Here is a 16,777-nt window from a genome sequence, read left to right on the forward strand (position 1 = left end):
GCGCGCCCGCGGTGGCGCGCCGGGTCGATCCCCGGGCTCAGCAGATGATCTGAGCGCCGGGGGAGTCCGCGGTGTTCGGCCGCACGATCGAGAGCTTCGAGATGCCCTGCAGGCTGGTCAGCGGCTTGAGCGGCGCGCAGTCGAAGTCCCGGCTCGAGGTGGTCACCCGGTACGACTCCGGCATGCTCTCCTCGGTGAGCGCGTCCACGGCCTCCGAGTCGACACCGGCGTAGGCCTGCTTGGCCTCGGCGTACGCCTCGGCCCGGGTCGCCAGGTGCAGGCCGGTGGGGGTGGGCAGCTTCTCGAGCACCGCCTTGACCGCGGCCTTCTGCTCCGGGGTGGCCTCCTGCTTGAGGATGACCATCACGTTGTAGGACTGTTCCGGGACCTCCCGCCAGCCGGCCAGGTAGAGCCCGCCGGCGGCGCCACCCGCGCCGACCAGTAGCGCCACCACGGCGGCCAGGGCGGGCGGCACACCGCGGCGGGAGCGGGCGGCCGCGGCCGGCTGGTCAGGAGATTCGCTCATGATCGAGGGACCATACCGTCATTGGTCCAGGAAGTCGTGCAGGGCGGCGTTGAACGCGGCCGGCTGCTCCAGGTTCGGCAGGTGCCCGGCGCCGTCGATCACGGCCAGCTGCGACCCCGGGATCAGCCCGTGCATCAGCTCGGCGTCGGCGACCGGGGTGAACTCGTCGTCGCGGCCGACCACGACCAGGGCCGGCACCGCCACCGTGGTCAGCAGCTCCCGGTAGTCGAGCCGCTCGGCCCGCCCGCGCAGCGCGGCCGCGGCACCCTCCGGGGCGGTGTGCGCCATCATGGCGTGCACGTGCTCGGCCACCTCCGGCATCTTCTCGACGTTGTACGCGGCCATCATCTTCGGCAGGTTCTCCGCCGCGTACCCGGCCATCCCCTCGGCGAGCAGCCGGTCGGCGACCTGGTTGCGGTGCGCGTGCCCGGCCGGGGTCTCGCCCTGGGGGAACGTGTCGGCGAGCACCAGCCCGGCGATCCGCTCCGGGAACAGCCGGTAGCACTCCATCGCGATCTGCCCGCCCATCGACAAGCCGGCCAGCACCACCTCGTCGTCGATCTCCAGGTGGTCGACCAGGGCGAACGTGTCCCGGGCGAACGTCTCCAGCGTGGTCAGCCCGGGCACCACCGTGCTGCGGCCGTAGCCGCGCAGGTCGGCGGTGACCACCCGGTAGCCCTCGGCGGTCAGCGCCGCCACCTGCGGCCACCACATCGAACGGTCGAACGGGTGGCCGTGCACCAGCACGAACGCGGGCCCGTCGCCCGTGTCGTCGAAACTGACCGTGATCCCGTTGACCTCTGCCGTGCGCGTCATGCTGACACGGTAGGAATCCGGGACGCGGTTGTGAAGATCCAATGTCGCCGCTGTGGCCGTTTCAGCGCGCGACCACCAGCCCGGCCTGGCGCTTGAGCGTGATCCGGTCGATCTCGGTGTACGGCTCGGTGCTCCCGGGCAGCGCGTCCGCGAGCGTGCGGATCGTCATCGTGGTGTTGCCCCCGGCCGCCAGCGCCGGTGCCACGTCGACGGCGATGAACGCGTACCCGTCGTAGCGCACCTGGGACCACTCCACCGCCTCGGCCACCCGCTGACCGGTCGGCGCGCCCTTGCCCTTCTTCGGCTTGTCCTTCTCCTTCTCCCAGAAGTAGCTGTTCACCACGGTCGAGCCGGTGTTCTCCTTGCCGTCGGGCTGGTAGCCGCGATAGCGCTGGCCCTCGCGCAGCTTCTGCTCACCCTTCGGCACCACCCCGGCCGGCGCCGGTGCCTCCGCGCCGGGCGCCGGACGGAACGGGTAGCGGGGCCGGCCGCCGGAGCCGACGCAGATGTACGTCACGCCGTCCTCGGCCGGGTGCACGGTCGCGCCGTCCGGGGCGGCCTTGGTGCGCTTGCCGTGCCGGATCGGGTCGGTACGTTCGAACAGGTGGTTGTGCCCCTGCACGGCCAGGTCCACCTGGTATTTCGTGAACAGCGGCTCGACCGCGGCACGCACACCGCCGTCCGAGGCGTGGTTGTGCGCGGTGGAGAACGCGCAGTGGTGGAAGAAGGCCACGATGAAGTCGACACCGGACCCGCCCGCCCGCCAGTCCCGCAGCGTGTCGGTCAGCCAGGTCAGCTGCGCCCCGCCGGAGTACCCGGTGTTGGACTGCAGCTCCCAGGACAGCTCGTTGGCGTCCAGCGAGATCACCCCGACGTTGCCGTAGGCGAACTTGTAGACCGACGGGCAGCCCTTCGGCCCGTTGCCCGGCATGTCCAGGCGCTGCACGTGCCCGCCGTACCCGTGTGCCGGGCTGCCGCCCAGGTACTCGGTGTCGCCGTAGATCGGCTCCATGTCGTGGTTGCCGGTCGCGAACATCCACGGCGTGTAGGCCGCCTGCGGCTCGATCTGATTCAGGAACACATCCCAGACGTACGGGTTGTACAGGTTCTTCCCGGCCGGCGCCCGCCCGGTGGTCAGCGCCGTGGTGTCGTCGGCCGGCAGCCCGGTCCCGGACGGGTTGGCGTAACAGATGTCCCCGGCGAGCAGGGTGAACGCCGGCCGCTGGGTGCTCATCAGCTTGGTCATGCTGGCCGCCGGTTTGCGATCCGTGCCGCCCTTGCCGCCGATCGGGTCGCTCGCGCTGTACTCGTTGTTGTCGAAGATCCCCTTCGGCCACTTGCCGCCGGCCTTGGTGACCGTGGCCGGGTCGGCGTGCCAGGCGGCCTTCGGGTCGGTCGGCGCGGTGTGCGTGCCGACGTCGGCGAACGCGGTGAACGTGAACGCCTTGGCGGTCTCCGGCGCGGTGGTGAAGTGCGCGTCGCCGCTGACCGTGCCGTCGGAGAGCCGGACCCGGTAGTGGTAGACGGTGTCCGGCTTGAGCCCGGTGAGCTTCGCCTTGGCGTAGAACTGGCTGCCGGCCGGGCCCCCGGGGATCGCGTACAACCCGACCAGGTGCTTGATGCCGGCTTCAACCTGGGTGCCGTACGTGCCCGGCGCGTCGCCGACGTCGACGAACGCGCGCAGCTTCGCCGGCAGCGACCCGGTCTTGCTGGCCAGCTGCGCGGTCACCGCCATCGCGTGCCGGGGCACGTCGCGGGCGCCCGGCACGAACGACAGGTGCCGCCCGGAGATCACCACGCCGGTCTTGCCGGGTGTGCCACCACCGGCGGTGAAGGCCCGCTCGGCCAGCCGGTGCTGCTGGTCCGCACACCCGCCCAGGCCGGCCGCCATCGCCACCAGCAGCAGCGACCGCCGGGTCACCGGCTGCCTGGCGAGGAGCTTCTGGTTCCACTCGCTGAACTCGTCGACCGTAAGACTCACGGGCCAAACGCTAACCGGCGGTGAGCAGCTTTTTCTGGACCTTGCCCATGGCGTTGCGTGGCAGGCGGGGCACGAGGTGCACCAGACGGGGACGTTTGTGCGCGGCCAGCCGTTCGGCCACGAACGCGATCAGCTCCTCCGCGGTGACCGGGTCGGCCACCACGAACGCGGTGACCTGCTCACCGAGATCCATGTGCGGGGTGCCGACCACGGCCGCCTCGTGCACCGCGGGGTGCAGCAGCAGCGCGTCCTCGACCTCGCCGGCGCCGATCCGGTACCCGCCACTCTTGATCAGGTCGGTGGAGGCGCGGCCGACGATCCGGTGCCAGCCGTCCGGGCCGATGGTGGCCACGTCGCCGGTCGGGTACCAGCCGTCGACCAGCTCGGGCGGGCGCACCTCGCCGTCGCGCAGGTATCCGGAGAGCAGCGTGGGGCCGCAGACCTGCAGGTTGCCGATGCTCACCCCGTCGTCGGGCAGCGGGTTGCCGATGTCGTCGACGATCCGGGTGTGCAGACCGTCCAGGGGCAGGCCGACCTGGCCGGCGCGGCGGTCACCGTCGGCACGGGCGCTGACCGTGATCAGGGTTTCGGTCATCCCGTAGCGCTCGACCGGTGACTGGCCGGTCAGCTCGGCGATCGCGTCGAAGACCGGTACCGGCAAGGGTGCGCTGCCGGAGACGAGCAGCCGGGCCGGCGCCAGTGCGCGGGCTTCGGCGGGGGCAGCGGCGATCCGGGACCAGACCGTTGGCACGCCGAAGTACATGCTGCCGGCAGTCCCCGCGTACGCCGAAGGGGTTGGTTTGATGGTGTGCACCAGCCGCGAACCGAGCCGCAGCGGGCCGAGCACCCCCAGCACCAGGCCGTGCACGTGGTAGAGCGGCAGGCCGTGCACGAGCGTGTCGTCCGGGGTCCAGAGCCAGGCCGCGGCGAGCGCGTCCAGGTCGGCGGCGAGCGCGGCGCGGGAGAGCACCACGCCTTTCGGCGCGCCGGTGGTGCCGCTGGTGTAGAGGACCAGACCGGGCCGCTCGGGGCCGGGGTCCGGCGGCACGCTGCCGGGCCGCACTCCGCTGATTTTCATGATGGGTACGCCGTGATCGCGATACGGCGCGGGATCGTCGGTGAGGACCAGCTCGGCGCGGGAGTCGTCGAGGATGTGCGCCCGTTCCAGCGCGCCCGCGTCCGGCGGGATCGGGACGAGCGGGACCCCGGCCAGCAGCGCGGCGGTCACCGCCACGATCGTCGGCAACCCGGGTGCGGCGTGCACCGCGACGATCCGCCGCCCGGCTATCTCGGCGGCCAGCCCGCAGGCCCAGCCGAGCAGTTCGTGGCGGCCTATCCGCCGGTCCGGGGTGACGACGAAGTCGGCCAGGTCGGCGTCCTGAAGCAGCGCTGCGAGCAACGGCATGTGTGGATCATGCCAGGGATTGCTGAGCGCGACCTGAATCGATCACCCCGGGAGTGTGGCGCGCAGCCGCTGGATCGTCCGGACCAGCTCGTCGCGGTTCTTCGCCGCCTTCATCCACAGCGGCAGCGCCTCGATGAGTGTCCACTCGCCACAGCTCGCCCACTGGCCGCGCTCGCGCAGCTCAGCCCCGATGAAGCGGTCCAGCAGGTCCAGGTGCGCGACGTTGTACGCCCACAGCGAGTGCCCGCCGCCGCAGCCCGCCCGCAGCCACACCGGACGGTGGAAATACGGATCGTAGGGGCCGCGCGCGCCCGGCATCGACCAGCCGTTGCCGCCGGGCAGGGTGGGTGCGGTCCAGGACGTGTTGTGGCCGCAGCCGGTGCAGGTCAGCCGGCGGGTCCGGCCGTTGTCGCTATCCGGTGCCTTGGTGACCGTGGCGAGACCCTCGCAGGCCGGGCAGCGCACCAGGATCTCCGCGGTGAACGGCCACAGCCCGTAGCCGGGGTCGGTGAACCGGGTGGCGTTTTCCATGGGATCGATTCTGGCCCATGGGCGCTAAATCGGTTGCCGATTATTGCGGCGGTCCGGCAGGCTTCCGGGCATGACGAATTACTGATGTCTCCACCCCGGGTCCTGTTTCTCTCTGTCGGCGATGGCTTGTGCCCGCCGCCGGTTCACCCTGGAGCATTCGTTTTGTCTTTTCCGTCTACTTCCGATCAGTCCCCTTCCGCGACTGTGTCCGTTTTTGCCTCCCCGTCCAGCTGGATCGAGTCCAGCGCGCTCGACCAGTGCCACCAGGTCGCCGCGCTGCCTGGCATGCGGCACGTCGCCGGCATGCCCGACCTGCACCCCGGCAAGGGCGCACCGATCGGCGCGGCGATGACCTCGTCCGTGCTGTACCCGTTCCTGGTCGGCTCGGACATCGGCTGTGGCATCGCGGTCTTCCCTTTCCGTCTCAAGCGCGCGGTACCGGAGAAGATCGCCGCCCGCTTCCCCGATCTGGACGTCCCGCTGGACCCGGCTGCGCTGGACGTCGATATCCCTGCTGGTTACACCGACAGCCTCGGCACCGTTGGCCGCGGCAACCACTTCGTGGAGTTGGCGCGGGTCGCGACCGTTTTCGATTCCACGCACGCGGAGCGGCTCGGGCTCGGCGCCGGTGACCTCGTGCTGATCGTGCACAGCGGCTCGCGCGGTCTCGGCGAGCGGATCCTGCGCGCGCACACCGAAGTGCACGGCGCGGGGCCGGCCGCCGACCCGGCGGCGTACCTGGCCGCGCACGACGAGGCGGTCCGCTGGGGCTCGCTCAACCGGCGGCTGATGGCCGCCCGGGTCGCCGACGCGCTGGGCGCTCCTGCCGAGGCGCCGATCGTCGACGAGTGCCACAACTCGGTGGAGATCCGGGACGGTTTCTACCTGCACCGCAAGGGCGCCGCGAACGGCGACGGGCGGGACGTGCTGATCGCCGGCACCCGCGGCACGCCGTCGTTCCTGGTGGCCGGGCACGCCGGTTCGGACGCCGGATTCTCGGTCGCGCACGGGGCCGGACGCAAGATGTCCCGGTCCGACGCCCTGCGGCGCGGCAAGGCCAAACACACGGTCGAGGAGCTTCGTCGTACGCCGGTGGGGTCGCTGGTCGTCTGCGGGGACCGTCAGCTGCTGTTCGAGGAGGCGCCGACGGCGTACAAACGGATCGAGCAGGTGGTCGGTGACCTGGTCGACCACGGCCTGGCGACCCGGGTGGCCAGCACGGTCCCGCTGGTCACGTACAAAACGGCCGACCTCGCCCCGCGCGGCCCTGCGTCGCGCGGCCTTGCCCCGCGCGGTCTTGGGTCGCGCGGCCTTGCATCGCGCGGCCTTGCGTCGCCCGGCCTTGCGTCGCCCGATCTTGCGGCGCCCGATCTTGCGTCGTGTGACCTTGCGTCGCCCGATCTTGCGTCGCGTGACCTCGCGCCGCGTGATCTCGCGTCGCGGGATCGGAAGCGTCGGCGATGAGCGTGCATCTGTTGATGTCGGCCGGGCGGGGGCCGCAGGAGTGCTCGTGGGCGCTCGCCCAGCTGGCGAAGCGGCTGGAGGCGGACGCCCGCGGTCGCTCGGTGACGGTCGAGCGGGTGGAGACCGTCGCGGGGGAGCGGCCCGGCACGTTCCGTTCCGTGCTGGTGCGAATCAGCGGGGACGAGGCGGAGGCGTTCGCCGCGTCCTGGACCGGGACGCTGTGCTGGCAGGCGCCGAGCCCGTATCGGACCGGGCCGGGGCGCAAGAACTGGTATGTGACGGCGCAGCCCTGCTCGTTCGGTGCACCGCGGACCACGTTCGCCGAGTCCGACGTGGAGGTGGTGGCGGTGCGGACCGGTGGTCCGGGCGGCCAGCACCGCAACAAGGCGAGCACCGCGGTCCGTGCCACGCATCGCCCGTCCGGGCTGGTGGTGGTGGTCGACACCGAACGCCAGCTGACCCTGAACCGCAGCCTGGCCATGCAGCTGCTCCGCCGCAAACTGGAAGCCGGCGACGCGGCGGCCGGCCAGGAGACGATCACCGCCCGCTGGCGAATCCACGACGACCTGATCCGCGGCGACCCCGCCCGGGTGTTCCGCCCATGACCCACCGCCGGCCGGTCCGCGGATCGTGACCTGCGGCCGGCCGGGCCGCGGGCCGTAACCAGCGCCCGACCGGCGTTCAGACCGTGAGCTGCTGGTCGTCGCGGTCCTGGACCTCGGCGTCGAGCCCGGCGGCGACCAGCAGCATGCAGCGCAGGGTGGGCTCGTCCAGGACGTCGATCTCGAGCAGGTCCTCGTCGAACCAGAACGGCACCGGCTCGCCGGATGGGTGACCGGTCCAGATCGCGATCGGCGGACAGGGGATCGGGCGCGGCCCGGAAGGCAACCGCGCCCCGATCTCGCTCCGCACCTCGAAGCCGTCAAGCTCGGCCGCGAACGCCAGCCACTCCGCCTCGACGATCGGCGCGAAGTCGTTGCGCCCGGCCGCCGCGCAACCCCGGGTGATCCAAGCCGCGCCCTCGCCGGGCTCGTCGTCCTCGTCGGGGTCCCGGGTCTCGATCTCCTGCCCGTTCCAGGAGTAGATCTCGCCCTCGTCCCCGGTGACCCAGGCGTCCAACTCCTCGCCGATCGCCACCATTCGCCGGATCAGGTGATCCGGCGGGTGCTTGGCCTCCAGCGAGTTCTCCCAGAAGTGCAGCACGCGGTCAGTCCCGGCCACCGTGATCGCCTGACGGTCGTCGGTGAATCCCAGATCCGGCGACCGCTGGACCAGGGCTTCCACCTCGGCGGCCGAGATCGGATAACGCAGCGAGTGACTGTGACTCACCGACCGGCAGATGTGCAGTTCATAACCCACCAAGCCGTTCTACCACCGCCCGCCACGCAGACCACCGCCCGCTCCCGGCCGCACCCTTCTCACCCCCCGGCTGGTCCCCAGGGGTGTCTCACCACGCCGGACACACCCCTGACAACCAGCCCCCACCCGCGAGCTGGCTGCCAGAGGTGCCTCCGTCCCCGTGAGACACCCCCAGAAGCCAGCCGCCGGTGGTCAGCTGGTCGTCAAGCCGCCGAGCCTGTAGGCAGCCGCCGGCGGTGGGCTGGTTGTCAGGGGTGTGTCCGGCGTGGTGAGGCACCCCCAGGAGCCAGCCGGCCGGCGGGAGGCGCGTGGCGGCCGCGAGTGGGGGCGGTGTTGCGCGGCCTCCCGGGCGGGGCTTGGTTTGTGGCCTGCGGGCGGGCGCCAAAAGGGTTGACCGGGAGTGGGCGCCAAACGGGTTGACCGGGAGTGACAGCGGTCAAGGGGTGAGGTCGTGGTCCCAGTCGTCGACGGCGCGGGCGTTCAGGTGGGTGGCCAGGTCGCGCATGCGGCGGATGATCGGCGGGTCCGGGCGGTGGACCTGGATGTCGGGGTCGTCGTAGAAGAACGGGATCGGCTGGCCGGACGGGTGGGCGGTCCAGCAGGGCACCGGTGGGCAGGGGATCTGTTTCGGGCCGGACGGCAGCCGAGCCGTGATCGTGGTCATCAGCGTGAAGTCGGGCTGGGCGGCGACCAGGCGCAGCCACTCCTGTTCGGTGATGCCGGGGATGCCGCGGCCCCGGGTGATACAGCCCGACGGCCCGAACCGCTCGTCGGGGGTCGCCTCCCGCGTGGTGACCTCGCCGTCGTGAAGTTCGTAGAGCTCGCCGTAGTCGCCGGTGACCCACGCGTCGAGGAGACCGGCCATCTCCACCATGCGGCGCTTCAGGTGATCGGACGGGTTCTTGGCGGAGATTTGGCCGTTGAAGTGCCACATCCAGAGCGTGTCGCTGCCGTCGGGCACGATGACCGTGCCGTTCGGCATGGAGAGCCAGGGGGTCCGGCTGACCAGGAGCCGGACCTCCTCGATGGCGATCGGGTACCGCTCCGCGTACGGATCGAAGATCGCCCGGCTGATGTGCAGGTCGTAACCCATGCGTGCCCCCACCCCGAATCCGGAATGGACTCACATTACGGGGCGGCGCTGGTCGCCGGGGGTGTGTGCGGGGTGGACACGGCGTTCTGGACGTCGCCGAGCAGGGCGGTGGTGGCGAGCAGCAGGACGAACGCCCACCGGCGCCGGGTCGCGGCGGGGCAGGTTAAAGGTGCTGATAGGGCTGTCCACCCGAGGGATCTAATCCCACCGGTGGACAGCCGGTAGTCCGTCAGCGTGAGCCGGCCAGCTCGGTGAACCAGCGGGTGATCCGGGGCACGGCCAGCAGCTCCGACCCTTCGTGGACCATGCCGCTGTACGACGTGTCCACCCCCACGTCCACCACCGGAACCTGGACGCCGTGCGTGGCGAAGGAGTCCCGGCAGGCCGTCGTGTTGGCGTTCACGGCCTGCTCGTCGCCGGGGCTGAAGTACAGCCGAGCCGGCACGCCCGGCCGCCACTCGCAGACGCTGTCCGCCTCGCGCAGCGCGGCCGCGAACCGGGGTGTCGGGTGGAACAGCAACTCCCGCCCCCGCTCGGTGAGCAGGTCACCGACCGTCGGCGGCGCGCCCTCGAGCACCTCCACGCCGGGGTGGCTGGCGTCGAGCAGGTCACCGATCCCGACGTAGTCCTTCTGGAACACGTCCGCCGGGTCGCGGTAGATGTCGTGCAGCCGGTCGTACGACGTCAGCAGATACGCCATGTAGATCGACGCCAACCTCGGCTGCACCTCGGGGGTGAACACGGCCGGGATCTCGGCGCGGCGGATCGCGTACGCCCCGCTGATCGGAGCGACCGCAGCCGGCCGGAACCACGGGTCGGCGCCCTCCTGCAGCGCCCGGGCCAGGCCGAGCGCCGCCGACGCCCCTTGCGAGAAGCCCGAGGCGTAGACGTCCTGGTCCAGCGTGCGCCCCTGCCGGGCGGCGAACGTGCGCGCGGCCCGGAGCAGGTCGAGCGACGCGCTGGTCTCGCTCGGCACGTCCATCCACGGGTGCGGCCCGGTGCCGGTGCCGAGGCCCAGGTAGTCGGGGGCGACCGCGGCGAAACCGGCGGAGCCGAAGGTGATCGCGGGACCGGTCAGGAAGGTGTCCTCGCCGAGTGACGGGGCGTCGCCGCGGTAGACCGAGGTGCCGTGGGCGAACGAGACCGTGGACAGCCGGCGGTCGCCGTTGATCGGGAGCACGAGCAGGCCGCTGGCGGTGGTGGGTCTTCCGCGCGTGTCGATGGTGCGGTAGATCAGTTGGTGGAGGCTGACGCCGTAGCGGTCGGTGGCCGGATCGAACTTGCCGTCCGCCAGCAGCGTGTCGACCTCGCCCGGGGTGGCATACGTCGCCAGCGGGTTTTCTGCCAGGAGCGAGCCCCGGGTGGGTGCTGGAGCGGCGATGGCCGGGCCGCCGATGGTCGCTGCCGCGACGGCGGTGAGCAGTCCCGCCGCGATGATTCGTCGAAGTGTCCGCATGGGAGAAACGCTAGGCACCCCAGTGATCAACTTCGATCCGGCCAGCCTCACGATAAAAGGTAGTGCCAGGACTACCCCTTGATCTGGAACACCGCCAGCACCAGGTCGATCAAGGCGCGGGTAGCCGCACCCACCGCCCGATCCGCCGGGATCGCCAGCGACAGCGGCCAACTCAGATCCGCCCCGGTCACCGACAGCACCGCCACCCCCGTCACCTCGGCGAGCAAGAACCGGGGGAGCAGCGCGATCCCCAGCCCATGCTCCGCATAAGCCACCCCGGTCCCGATGTCACTGATCTCGATCGTCACCCGCCGCCGCACGCCCGCCGCCGCGAACGCCCGATCCGCCACCCCGCGATTTCCGAACCCCACCGGCGAGTCGATGAAGTCCAGCCCCTCCAGCTCCCCGATCGGCACCGTCGTCCGCCCGGCCAGCCGATGATCGGCCGGCACCACCAGGTCGAGCTGCGCCCGGGCCAGGTCGATCAGCCGGACGCCGGGCGGCGGCGGGCCGGGCAGCGCCACGAACGCCAGGTCCAGCCGGTGCTCGGTGAGCGCCGCGACCAGCCCGGCCGACCCGGACGGCGCCGCGCTGGTCTGCAGCAGCACGCCGGGGTGACGCCGGTGGTATTCGCCGAGCAGCGCGGGCAGGTCGAGCAGCCGGATCGAGGTGAGCACGCCGAGCCGCAGCGTGCCGCGCAGGCCGCCGCGCACCTCGTCGACCGCGTCCCGGGCGTCGCGGGCCGCGTCCAGCGCGATCCGGGCCCGGGGCAGCAGGGCGGCACCGGCGTCGGTGAGCAGCACCCGCTTGGCGTTGCGGTCCAGCAGCTGGGCGCCGAGCTCGCGTTCCAGGGTCTTGATCGCGGCGGAGACCGCGGACTGGACGACGTGCAGGCGTGCGGCGGCCCGGGAGAAGTGCTGTTCCTCGGCGACCGCGACGAAGTACTCGAGTTGGCGTAGCTCCACGCCCGCAAGTATCACCGATACTGATGATTGCTAGCTGATTCTTTCGTTGGACGTGATGCTTGCTGGTGCGGATGCTCAAGGCATGACACTTCTGGCTTCCGCTCCGCGTCTCACCGCGACACCTGTGAAGACCCGGCACGGCGCCGGGTTCTGGATGATCGCCGCGGCGTTCCTGATCGCGATGGCGTTCTCCACCGTCCCGACACCGCTCTACCCGCTCTACGTGGCCCGGGACGGCTTCTCTACGTTCACCGTGACCGTCGTCTTCGCCGTTTATGCCGTCGGCGTCGTGATCAGCCTGCTGCTCGCCGGGCACGTCTCGGACTGGGTCGGCCGCAAGAAGATCCTGATCCCGGCGCTCGGCCTCGAACTCGCCGCGGCGGCGCTCTTCCTGGCCGGCACCACGCTGCCGGTGCTGCTCGCCGCCCGGTTCCTGACCGGGCTCGGCGTCGGCATGATCACCGCGACGGCCACCGCGTACCTGCACGAACTGCACGCGGCGCATCGGCCGGGGGCGTCGCGTCAGCGCTTCGAGGTGGTCTCGACCGCGGCGAACACGGGCGGTCTCGGTGCCGGATCGCTGGTCGCCGGCCTGCTCGCTTCGTTTGTGCACACCCCGTTGCGTACGCCGTACGTGGTCTTCGCGGTCCTGCTCGTGGTGGCCATGGTCGCGGTCGCGCTCACTCCGGAGACGGTGCTGGAGCGCCCGGTCAAGCCGGCCTACCGCCCGCAGCGGATCACCGCGGAGCGCGCCGTCGCCGGTTACCTCGCCGCCGGGTTCGCCGCGTTCGCGGTGTTCGGCCTGTTCACCTCGGTCGCACCCGGTTTCGTGGCCGGCACCCTGCACCACCCGTCCCGGGCGCTGGCCGGTGGCCTGGTCTTCGCGGTCTTCGGCGCGGCCGCCGTGGCACAGGCGCTGACCGGCCGGCTCACCGCGAGCGCCAAGCTCACCCTGGGCCTGGTCGGACAGGGCGCCGGCGTGCTGATCCTGCTCGCCGGGATGTACCTGACCAGCCTGCCGGTCTTCGTGGCCGGTGGCGTGATCGCCGGGATCGGCGCGGGCACCCTGTTCAAGACCGCGGTCGGCACCGTGACCGCGCTGGCCGCCCCGGAACGCCGCGGCGAGTCCCTGGCCGGGCTGTTCCTGATCGGCTATCTCGGCCTGACCGCCCCGGTGATCGGACTCGGACTCGCGACGCAGGCGTTCACCGCGCTCGCCGCGATGACCGGCTTCGTGGTGCTGATGCTGGCCCTGCTGGGCGGGGTCGTCGCCCTGACCCGCCGGGCGGCCTGATAAGCAGATAAAAGCGGCCCGTGAGAAAACGCGGGTCGCTTTTCCGTGTGCGAATGCGAAGTCCGATCGCCGCCAGACCACCGCCATTGCCGACGGCAGGATCGTCGGCATGGGAAACACGATCGAGGGCAAGGTCGCATTCGTCAGCGGGGGCAGCCGGGGAATCGGCGCCGCCATCGCATTGCGCCTCGCCGCAGAAGGCGCCGACGTGGCGCTGACCTTTCAGCAGAACAAAACGCACGCCGACGACATCGTCGAGCGCATCCACCACACCGGCCGGCGCGCCATCGCCGTGCAGGCCGACAGTGCCGACCCGGACGCGCTCGTCGACGCGCTGACCCGCACGGTCGCCGAGCTCGGCCGGTTGGACATCCTGGTCAACAACGCCGCGGTCTTCCAGACCGGCCTGATCGAGCAGGTCAGCCCGGACGACTTCGAGCAGATGGTCGCGGTCAACGTGCGGGGACCGTTCGTCGCCGCGCAGGCCGCGGTCCGGCACATGACGACCGGCGGCCGGATCATCACCATCGGCAGCAACATGACCGAGCGGGTGCCGTTCCCGGGCTTCTCGCTCTACGCGCTGAGCAAGACCGCGCTGATCGGCCTGACCACGGCCCTGGGCAGGGAACTCGGCCCGCGCGCGATCACCGTTAACCTGGTCAACCCGGGTCCCACGAACACCGACATGAACCCGTCCGACGGCCCGATGGCCGAGACGATCAACGGGTTCACCGCGCTCGGCCACTACGCGGACCCGGCCGACGTGGCGGCGGCCGTGGCCTACCTGGCCGGTCCGGACGGCCGCTACGTCACCGGCGCCACGCTCAACGTCGACGGCGGTTTCACCGCCTAGTCCCCGGCGGTGTCCGCGGCCTGCCGGTGCAGGAAGACCAGGAATTCGCTCAGGTCAGCCGCCACCTCGGTGACGTGGTCGGCGTCGTGGACACCGTCGTGCAGACCACCCTCGACCAGGTGCAGCACCGGCTTGCCGGCGTCGGGCAGCGCGAACATCCCGCCACCGCCGTCGGTGCCGAACACCACGATGCGCCGGCCGTCGCTCAACGCCTCCGGAAAACCGTCGAGCGGCGGCCGGTGAACCCAATACCCGACATGCACATCCGGAAGGCTCACCTCCCCGACGACGGAATAAAAAATCGCCAGATCTTCCGGTACGCCCGGCCATTCCTCATCGGCAGCCGGCCCGCCTGTCCGGTGCTCGCCGGGCGCGAATCCGTACCGTTCCTGGAACCCGCCGTTGATCCGCTCGGCAAGCGCCCGCATATCGTCCCGCCACCACCGCACCCACGCGCTGTCCAGGCTCATTCCCCACACCGGATGACCCGTTTACCGAGGGTGTGCCGCCCGGCCAGATCGGTGTAGGCGCGGACGCCGTCGGCAAGCGGATAACTCGCGGCGATGTACGGCCGCAGCCGCCCGGCGACGGCGTCAGCGGCCACCTCGGCCATCCCGCCCAGGGACGCGTCCTTGTCCAGCACCACCTGGCAGGAGATGTCGTCGCGGCCGATCCATTCCGGTCGGGGAACCGGGAACGTCACGGTGTAGAGCCGCCCACCCGGGCGGAGCGCACCCGCGATCGGCCCCAGCTCCGTGCCCGGCACGGCGAAGTTGACCGCCACGTCGGCCCCGGCGGGATAGTCCCCGTACCCGATCACCTCGGCCGCGCCCAGTTCCCGCAGCACCGCCACGTCGTCCGGCGCGCCGGTGGCGATGACCTTGGCGCCGGCCGCGGCGAGCAGCGGGATCAGCGCGGTGCCCATCCCCCCGCTGGCGCCCACCACCAGCACCGTCTCCCCGGCCGCGACCCCCGCGGTGATCGACACGGCGCGAGCGGTCAGGCCGCTGGTGGCCAGCGCGGCCGCGTCGGCGGCGGGCAGGGTCGCGGGCCGGTGCGCGAGGAACGGCGTGCCGGCCTCGACCACGACGTATTCCGCGAGCGTGCCGGTGCCCAGCGCGGGCCGATCGGTGGCGGCCAGCGGTCGCATGACCCGGGGCACGGCATGCCCGAACACCTCGTCGCTGACGGCAAAACCGGTCACGCCGTCACCCACCTCGGTGACCGTCCCGGCGAAGTCGTTGCCGAGCACGTGCGGGAACGTCAGCTCGATCATGGAGCGCAGGTCGCCGCGGGGCAGAGCCAGGTCGCCCGGATTGAGCGCGGCCGCCGCGACCCGGATCTGCACCTGGCCGTCACCGGGCCGCGGGATCGGCAGGTCGGCGACGGTGAACGTCGAGGGCGGGCCGTAGTCGGTGGCTACCAGTGCCTTCATGGCACGCGACGGTAGGGAGCGCCGGATCGGACGGTCAACCGATTAAGAGGTGGAGCGCCACTTCTGGTTGCGCTGCCAGGTGCAGTCGCGCAGGCGCACCGTCCCGTACCCCAGAGAATTTATGTTTTCCTCGGTCAGGCACGCGCCGGAGGCCTCGCTGCGCAGCACCGTCACGAACGACCATTCCTGGGCCGGATCACCGCCGTCGCACGCCGCCACCCGCATCACCGCACGATCCGCGCGGACGCAGTTCTCCCCGTTGTAGAACGTGCCGGCGCTGGCCTGGAACCAGGCCTGCCCGGGGGTGTCGCCGCCGCAGGGCCGGGTGCTGACGACCGTGCCGATCGTCCCGCCGGTCAGGCACCGCGCGCTGTCCGCCCGGGTGACGATCCAGCCCTGGTGCAGCGGCGGCGGTGCCGGGATCGGCGCGGCCGCCACCATGCCGGTGGTCGCGGTGGCGAGAAGGCGGGTGATTCGACGCATAGGTTGTGACTGTAGGAATGCGGTACCGGTCACCGCAGCAGAATCGCCGGGACCGCGGTGGGTCGCGGCCATGCCGCGACGCACCCAAAGGCGGGGCATCGGTTCACCCCGCCTTTGGTACGAAGGACAGCCGGCCGGTCGCCCCGGCCCGCCTGCCTCCGGTTACTTCTTGTGGGCGGCAGGCGCCGCGCTCTCCTGTCCGGCCTCGTCGGCCGCGCCCTGCTCGTCCTGACCGGCCGCGTCGTCACCGGCGGCGGCGTCGTCACCGGCCGCGCCCTGCTCGCCCGCGTTCTGGTCCTCGGCGGCGCCCTGGTCGTCAGCGGCGCCGGCACCGGCCGCCACCACGGCCTTCGCGTCGGCGAGGGCCAGGCACGCCTGCAGCAGGGTGGCCTGTGCCGAGGTCACCGCGGCTGCCGCGGCGTCGTTCGCCGCCGCACCCTGGTCGCCCGCGTTCTGGTCCTCGGCAGCACCCTGCTCGCCGGCAGCGCCCTGCTCCTCCGCGGCACCGGCCGCGTCGTCGGCGGCAGCCTCGGACGGCGCGGCGGCGGCGCCCTTGTCCGCGGCCTTGCCGGCCTTGCCCTTCAGCGACTTCACGTACTTCTTCGCCAGCTTCTTGTTCGCGGCCTTGTTCTCCGCCGCGCTCTGCTCGGCGGCAGCCCCGGCCTGTTCGCCGGCGGCCGCGGCGGCGTCCAGCGCGAACTGGTCGCACGACGCCTCCAGGGCCTGCGCCGAGGCGACCGCCGCCTGGCCCGCGTCCTGTTCCGCCGCGACCGGCTTCAGCTCCTCGCCGTCGCAGACCACACTGCCCGCGTTCACCTGCAGGTCCTGGCATTGAGAGACGTCGAACTGCTGACCGTCCACGCTCACCAGGTTGGCTGCCTTGGGCTGGGTGCTCGCGTTGGCGAGCTGAACCCCGGCCACTCCGGTGGCCACCAGCACCCCCGCGACCACTACCGCGCCGATCGTCTTCCGCCGGTTCCCCGGGTTGCCCTGGTTACGTCGGTACGTGCGCGACCTCATGATCACTCCTCGTCGTTGGACGTCGATGTTCACCGGTTGGGGGGCCATACGGGGCCTGCGGCGTGGGCGGTTCAACGCGGTTTCGCCGGAGGCCCT

At 71.6% G+C, this 16,777-nt stretch carries 16 protein-coding genes and 1 pseudogene; 4 read left to right on the top strand and 13 right to left on the bottom strand.

All coding sequences use genetic code 11. The features are described from left to right. Positions 1–37: 37 nt before the first annotated feature. The 5 genes from Apa02nite_RS40415 to Apa02nite_RS40435 form a co-directional block, all read right to left on the bottom strand. The gene (locus Apa02nite_RS40415; RefSeq protein ID WP_203829770.1) at positions 38–526 is read right to left on the bottom strand and encodes a permease-like cell division protein FtsX; all 489 of its coding nucleotides are present in this window, start codon (positions 524–526) and stop codon (positions 38–40) included. 18 nt (positions 527–544) lie between these two features. Next, the gene (locus Apa02nite_RS40420) at positions 545–1,342 is read right to left on the bottom strand and encodes an alpha/beta fold hydrolase (protein ID WP_203829771.1); all 798 of its coding nucleotides are present in this window, start codon (positions 1,340–1,342) and stop codon (positions 545–547) included. Positions 1,343–1,403: 61 nt separating this feature from the next. After that, positions 1,404–3,323: a metallophosphoesterase gene (locus Apa02nite_RS40425; RefSeq protein WP_239164886.1), complete on the bottom strand. Its 1,920-nt coding sequence runs from the start codon at positions 3,321–3,323 to the stop codon at positions 1,404–1,406. 10 nt (positions 3,324–3,333) lie between these two features. Beyond that, complete coding sequence (locus tag Apa02nite_RS40430) at positions 3,334–4,728, bottom strand: AMP-binding protein (RefSeq protein WP_203829772.1); 1,395 nt, start codon at positions 4,726–4,728, stop codon at positions 3,334–3,336. A 42-nt stretch (positions 4,729–4,770) separates the two neighbouring features. Beyond that, positions 4,771–5,259 carry a hypothetical protein gene (locus tag Apa02nite_RS40435; RefSeq protein ID WP_203829773.1) on the bottom strand — a complete coding sequence of 163 codons (489 nt, stop codon included), beginning with the start codon at positions 5,257–5,259 and terminating at the stop codon, positions 4,771–4,773. Positions 5,260–5,421: 162 nt separating this feature from the next. On the opposite strand from Apa02nite_RS40435, the pseudogene Apa02nite_RS40440 reads away from it, so the two are divergent. Together Apa02nite_RS40440 and prfH are read left to right on the top strand one after the other, a co-directional pair. Beyond that, positions 5,422–6,555: pseudogene (locus Apa02nite_RS40440) on the top strand (RNA ligase RtcB family protein); the annotation flags it as partial. A gap of 164 nt (positions 6,556–6,719) precedes the next feature. Further along, positions 6,720–7,328: a peptide chain release factor H gene (prfH, locus tag Apa02nite_RS40445; RefSeq protein WP_203829774.1), complete on the top strand. Its 609-nt coding sequence runs from the start codon at positions 6,720–6,722 to the stop codon at positions 7,326–7,328. A gap of 76 nt (positions 7,329–7,404) precedes the next feature. Here prfH and Apa02nite_RS40450 read toward each other — a convergent pair whose 3' ends face one another. From Apa02nite_RS40450 to Apa02nite_RS40465, 4 genes are all read right to left on the bottom strand, one after another. Further along, positions 7,405–8,082: a hypothetical protein gene (locus tag Apa02nite_RS40450; RefSeq protein WP_203829775.1), complete on the bottom strand. Its 678-nt coding sequence runs from the start codon at positions 8,080–8,082 to the stop codon at positions 7,405–7,407. A gap of 436 nt (positions 8,083–8,518) precedes the next feature. Beyond that, complete coding sequence (locus Apa02nite_RS40455) at positions 8,519–9,175, bottom strand: hypothetical protein (protein WP_203829776.1); 657 nt, start codon at positions 9,173–9,175, stop codon at positions 8,519–8,521. Positions 9,176–9,404: 229 nt separating this feature from the next. Next, positions 9,405–10,631, bottom strand: coding sequence for an alpha/beta hydrolase family protein (locus tag Apa02nite_RS40460; RefSeq protein WP_203829777.1), 1,227 nt, complete (start codon positions 10,629–10,631; stop codon positions 9,405–9,407). Positions 10,632–10,702: 71 nt separating this feature from the next. After that, positions 10,703–11,596 carry a LysR family transcriptional regulator gene (locus Apa02nite_RS40465; protein ID WP_203829778.1) on the bottom strand — a complete coding sequence of 298 codons (894 nt, stop codon included), beginning with the start codon at positions 11,594–11,596 and terminating at the stop codon, positions 10,703–10,705. Between the two features lie 82 nt (positions 11,597–11,678). On the opposite strand from Apa02nite_RS40465, the gene Apa02nite_RS40470 reads away from it, so the two are divergent. Both Apa02nite_RS40470 and Apa02nite_RS40475 read left to right on the top strand, forming a co-directional pair. Then, the gene (locus tag Apa02nite_RS40470) at positions 11,679–12,890 is read left to right on the top strand and encodes an MFS transporter (RefSeq protein WP_203829779.1); all 1,212 of its coding nucleotides are present in this window, start codon (positions 11,679–11,681) and stop codon (positions 12,888–12,890) included. Between the two features lie 109 nt (positions 12,891–12,999). Then, positions 13,000–13,743, top strand: a complete 744-nt coding sequence (locus Apa02nite_RS40475; RefSeq protein ID WP_203829780.1) for an SDR family oxidoreductase — start codon at positions 13,000–13,002, stop codon at positions 13,741–13,743. Here Apa02nite_RS40475 and Apa02nite_RS40480 read toward each other — a convergent pair. From Apa02nite_RS40480 to Apa02nite_RS40495, 4 genes are all read right to left on the bottom strand, one after another. Beyond that, positions 13,740–14,213, bottom strand: a complete 474-nt coding sequence (locus Apa02nite_RS40480; RefSeq protein ID WP_203829781.1) for an SMI1/KNR4 family protein — start codon at positions 14,211–14,213, stop codon at positions 13,740–13,742. The genes Apa02nite_RS40475 and Apa02nite_RS40480 overlap by 4 nt on opposite strands. Beyond that, the gene (locus Apa02nite_RS40485) at positions 14,210–15,178 is read right to left on the bottom strand and encodes an NADP-dependent oxidoreductase (protein WP_203829782.1); all 969 of its coding nucleotides are present in this window, start codon (positions 15,176–15,178) and stop codon (positions 14,210–14,212) included. Before Apa02nite_RS40485 ends, Apa02nite_RS40480 begins: the two co-directional genes overlap by 4 nt. Before the next feature lie 42 nt (positions 15,179–15,220). Further along, complete coding sequence (locus tag Apa02nite_RS40490) at positions 15,221–15,661, bottom strand: ricin-type beta-trefoil lectin domain protein (protein WP_203829783.1); 441 nt, start codon at positions 15,659–15,661, stop codon at positions 15,221–15,223. 162 nt (positions 15,662–15,823) lie between these two features. After that, positions 15,824–16,681: a hypothetical protein gene (locus Apa02nite_RS40495; RefSeq protein WP_239164887.1), complete on the bottom strand. Its 858-nt coding sequence runs from the start codon at positions 16,679–16,681 to the stop codon at positions 15,824–15,826. Positions 16,682–16,777 lie beyond the last annotated feature (96 nt).

Source organism: Actinoplanes palleronii (assembly GCF_016862315.1).
Classification (GTDB): Bacteria; Actinomycetota; Actinomycetes; order Mycobacteriales; family Micromonosporaceae; genus Actinoplanes; species Actinoplanes palleronii.

What these genes read in the sequence shown, in the direction of transcription:
- Apa02nite_RS40415 (WP_203829770.1), bottom strand. Translation starts at nt 526, where the DNA reads ATGAGCGAATCTCCTGACCAGCCGGCCGCGGCCGCCCGCTCCCGCCGC.
- Apa02nite_RS40485 (WP_203829782.1), bottom strand. Translation starts at nt 15,178, where the DNA reads ATGAAGGCACTGGTAGCCACCGACTACGGCCCGCCCTCGACGTTCACC.
- Apa02nite_RS40430 (WP_203829772.1), bottom strand. Translation starts at nt 4,728, where the DNA reads ATGCCGTTGCTCGCAGCGCTGCTTCAGGACGCCGACCTGGCCGACTTC.
- Apa02nite_RS40495 (WP_239164887.1), bottom strand. Translation starts at nt 16,681, where the DNA reads ATGAGGTCGCGCACGTACCGACGTAACCAGGGCAACCCGGGGAACCGG.
- Apa02nite_RS40470 (WP_203829779.1), top strand. Translation starts at nt 11,679, where the DNA reads ATGACACTTCTGGCTTCCGCTCCGCGTCTCACCGCGACACCTGTGAAG.
- prfH (WP_203829774.1), top strand. Translation starts at nt 6,720, where the DNA reads ATGAGCGTGCATCTGTTGATGTCGGCCGGGCGGGGGCCGCAGGAGTGC.
- Apa02nite_RS40420 (WP_203829771.1), bottom strand. Translation starts at nt 1,342, where the DNA reads ATGACGCGCACGGCAGAGGTCAACGGGATCACGGTCAGTTTCGACGAC.
- Apa02nite_RS40475 (WP_203829780.1), top strand. Translation starts at nt 13,000, where the DNA reads ATGGGAAACACGATCGAGGGCAAGGTCGCATTCGTCAGCGGGGGCAGC.
- Apa02nite_RS40490 (WP_203829783.1), bottom strand. Translation starts at nt 15,661, where the DNA reads ATGCGTCGAATCACCCGCCTTCTCGCCACCGCGACCACCGGCATGGTG.
- Apa02nite_RS40455 (WP_203829776.1), bottom strand. Translation starts at nt 9,175, where the DNA reads ATGGGTTACGACCTGCACATCAGCCGGGCGATCTTCGATCCGTACGCG.
- Apa02nite_RS40435 (WP_203829773.1), bottom strand. Translation starts at nt 5,259, where the DNA reads ATGGAAAACGCCACCCGGTTCACCGACCCCGGCTACGGGCTGTGGCCG.
- Apa02nite_RS40460 (WP_203829777.1), bottom strand. Translation starts at nt 10,631, where the DNA reads ATGCGGACACTTCGACGAATCATCGCGGCGGGACTGCTCACCGCCGTC.
- Apa02nite_RS40480 (WP_203829781.1), bottom strand. Translation starts at nt 14,213, where the DNA reads ATGAGCCTGGACAGCGCGTGGGTGCGGTGGTGGCGGGACGATATGCGG.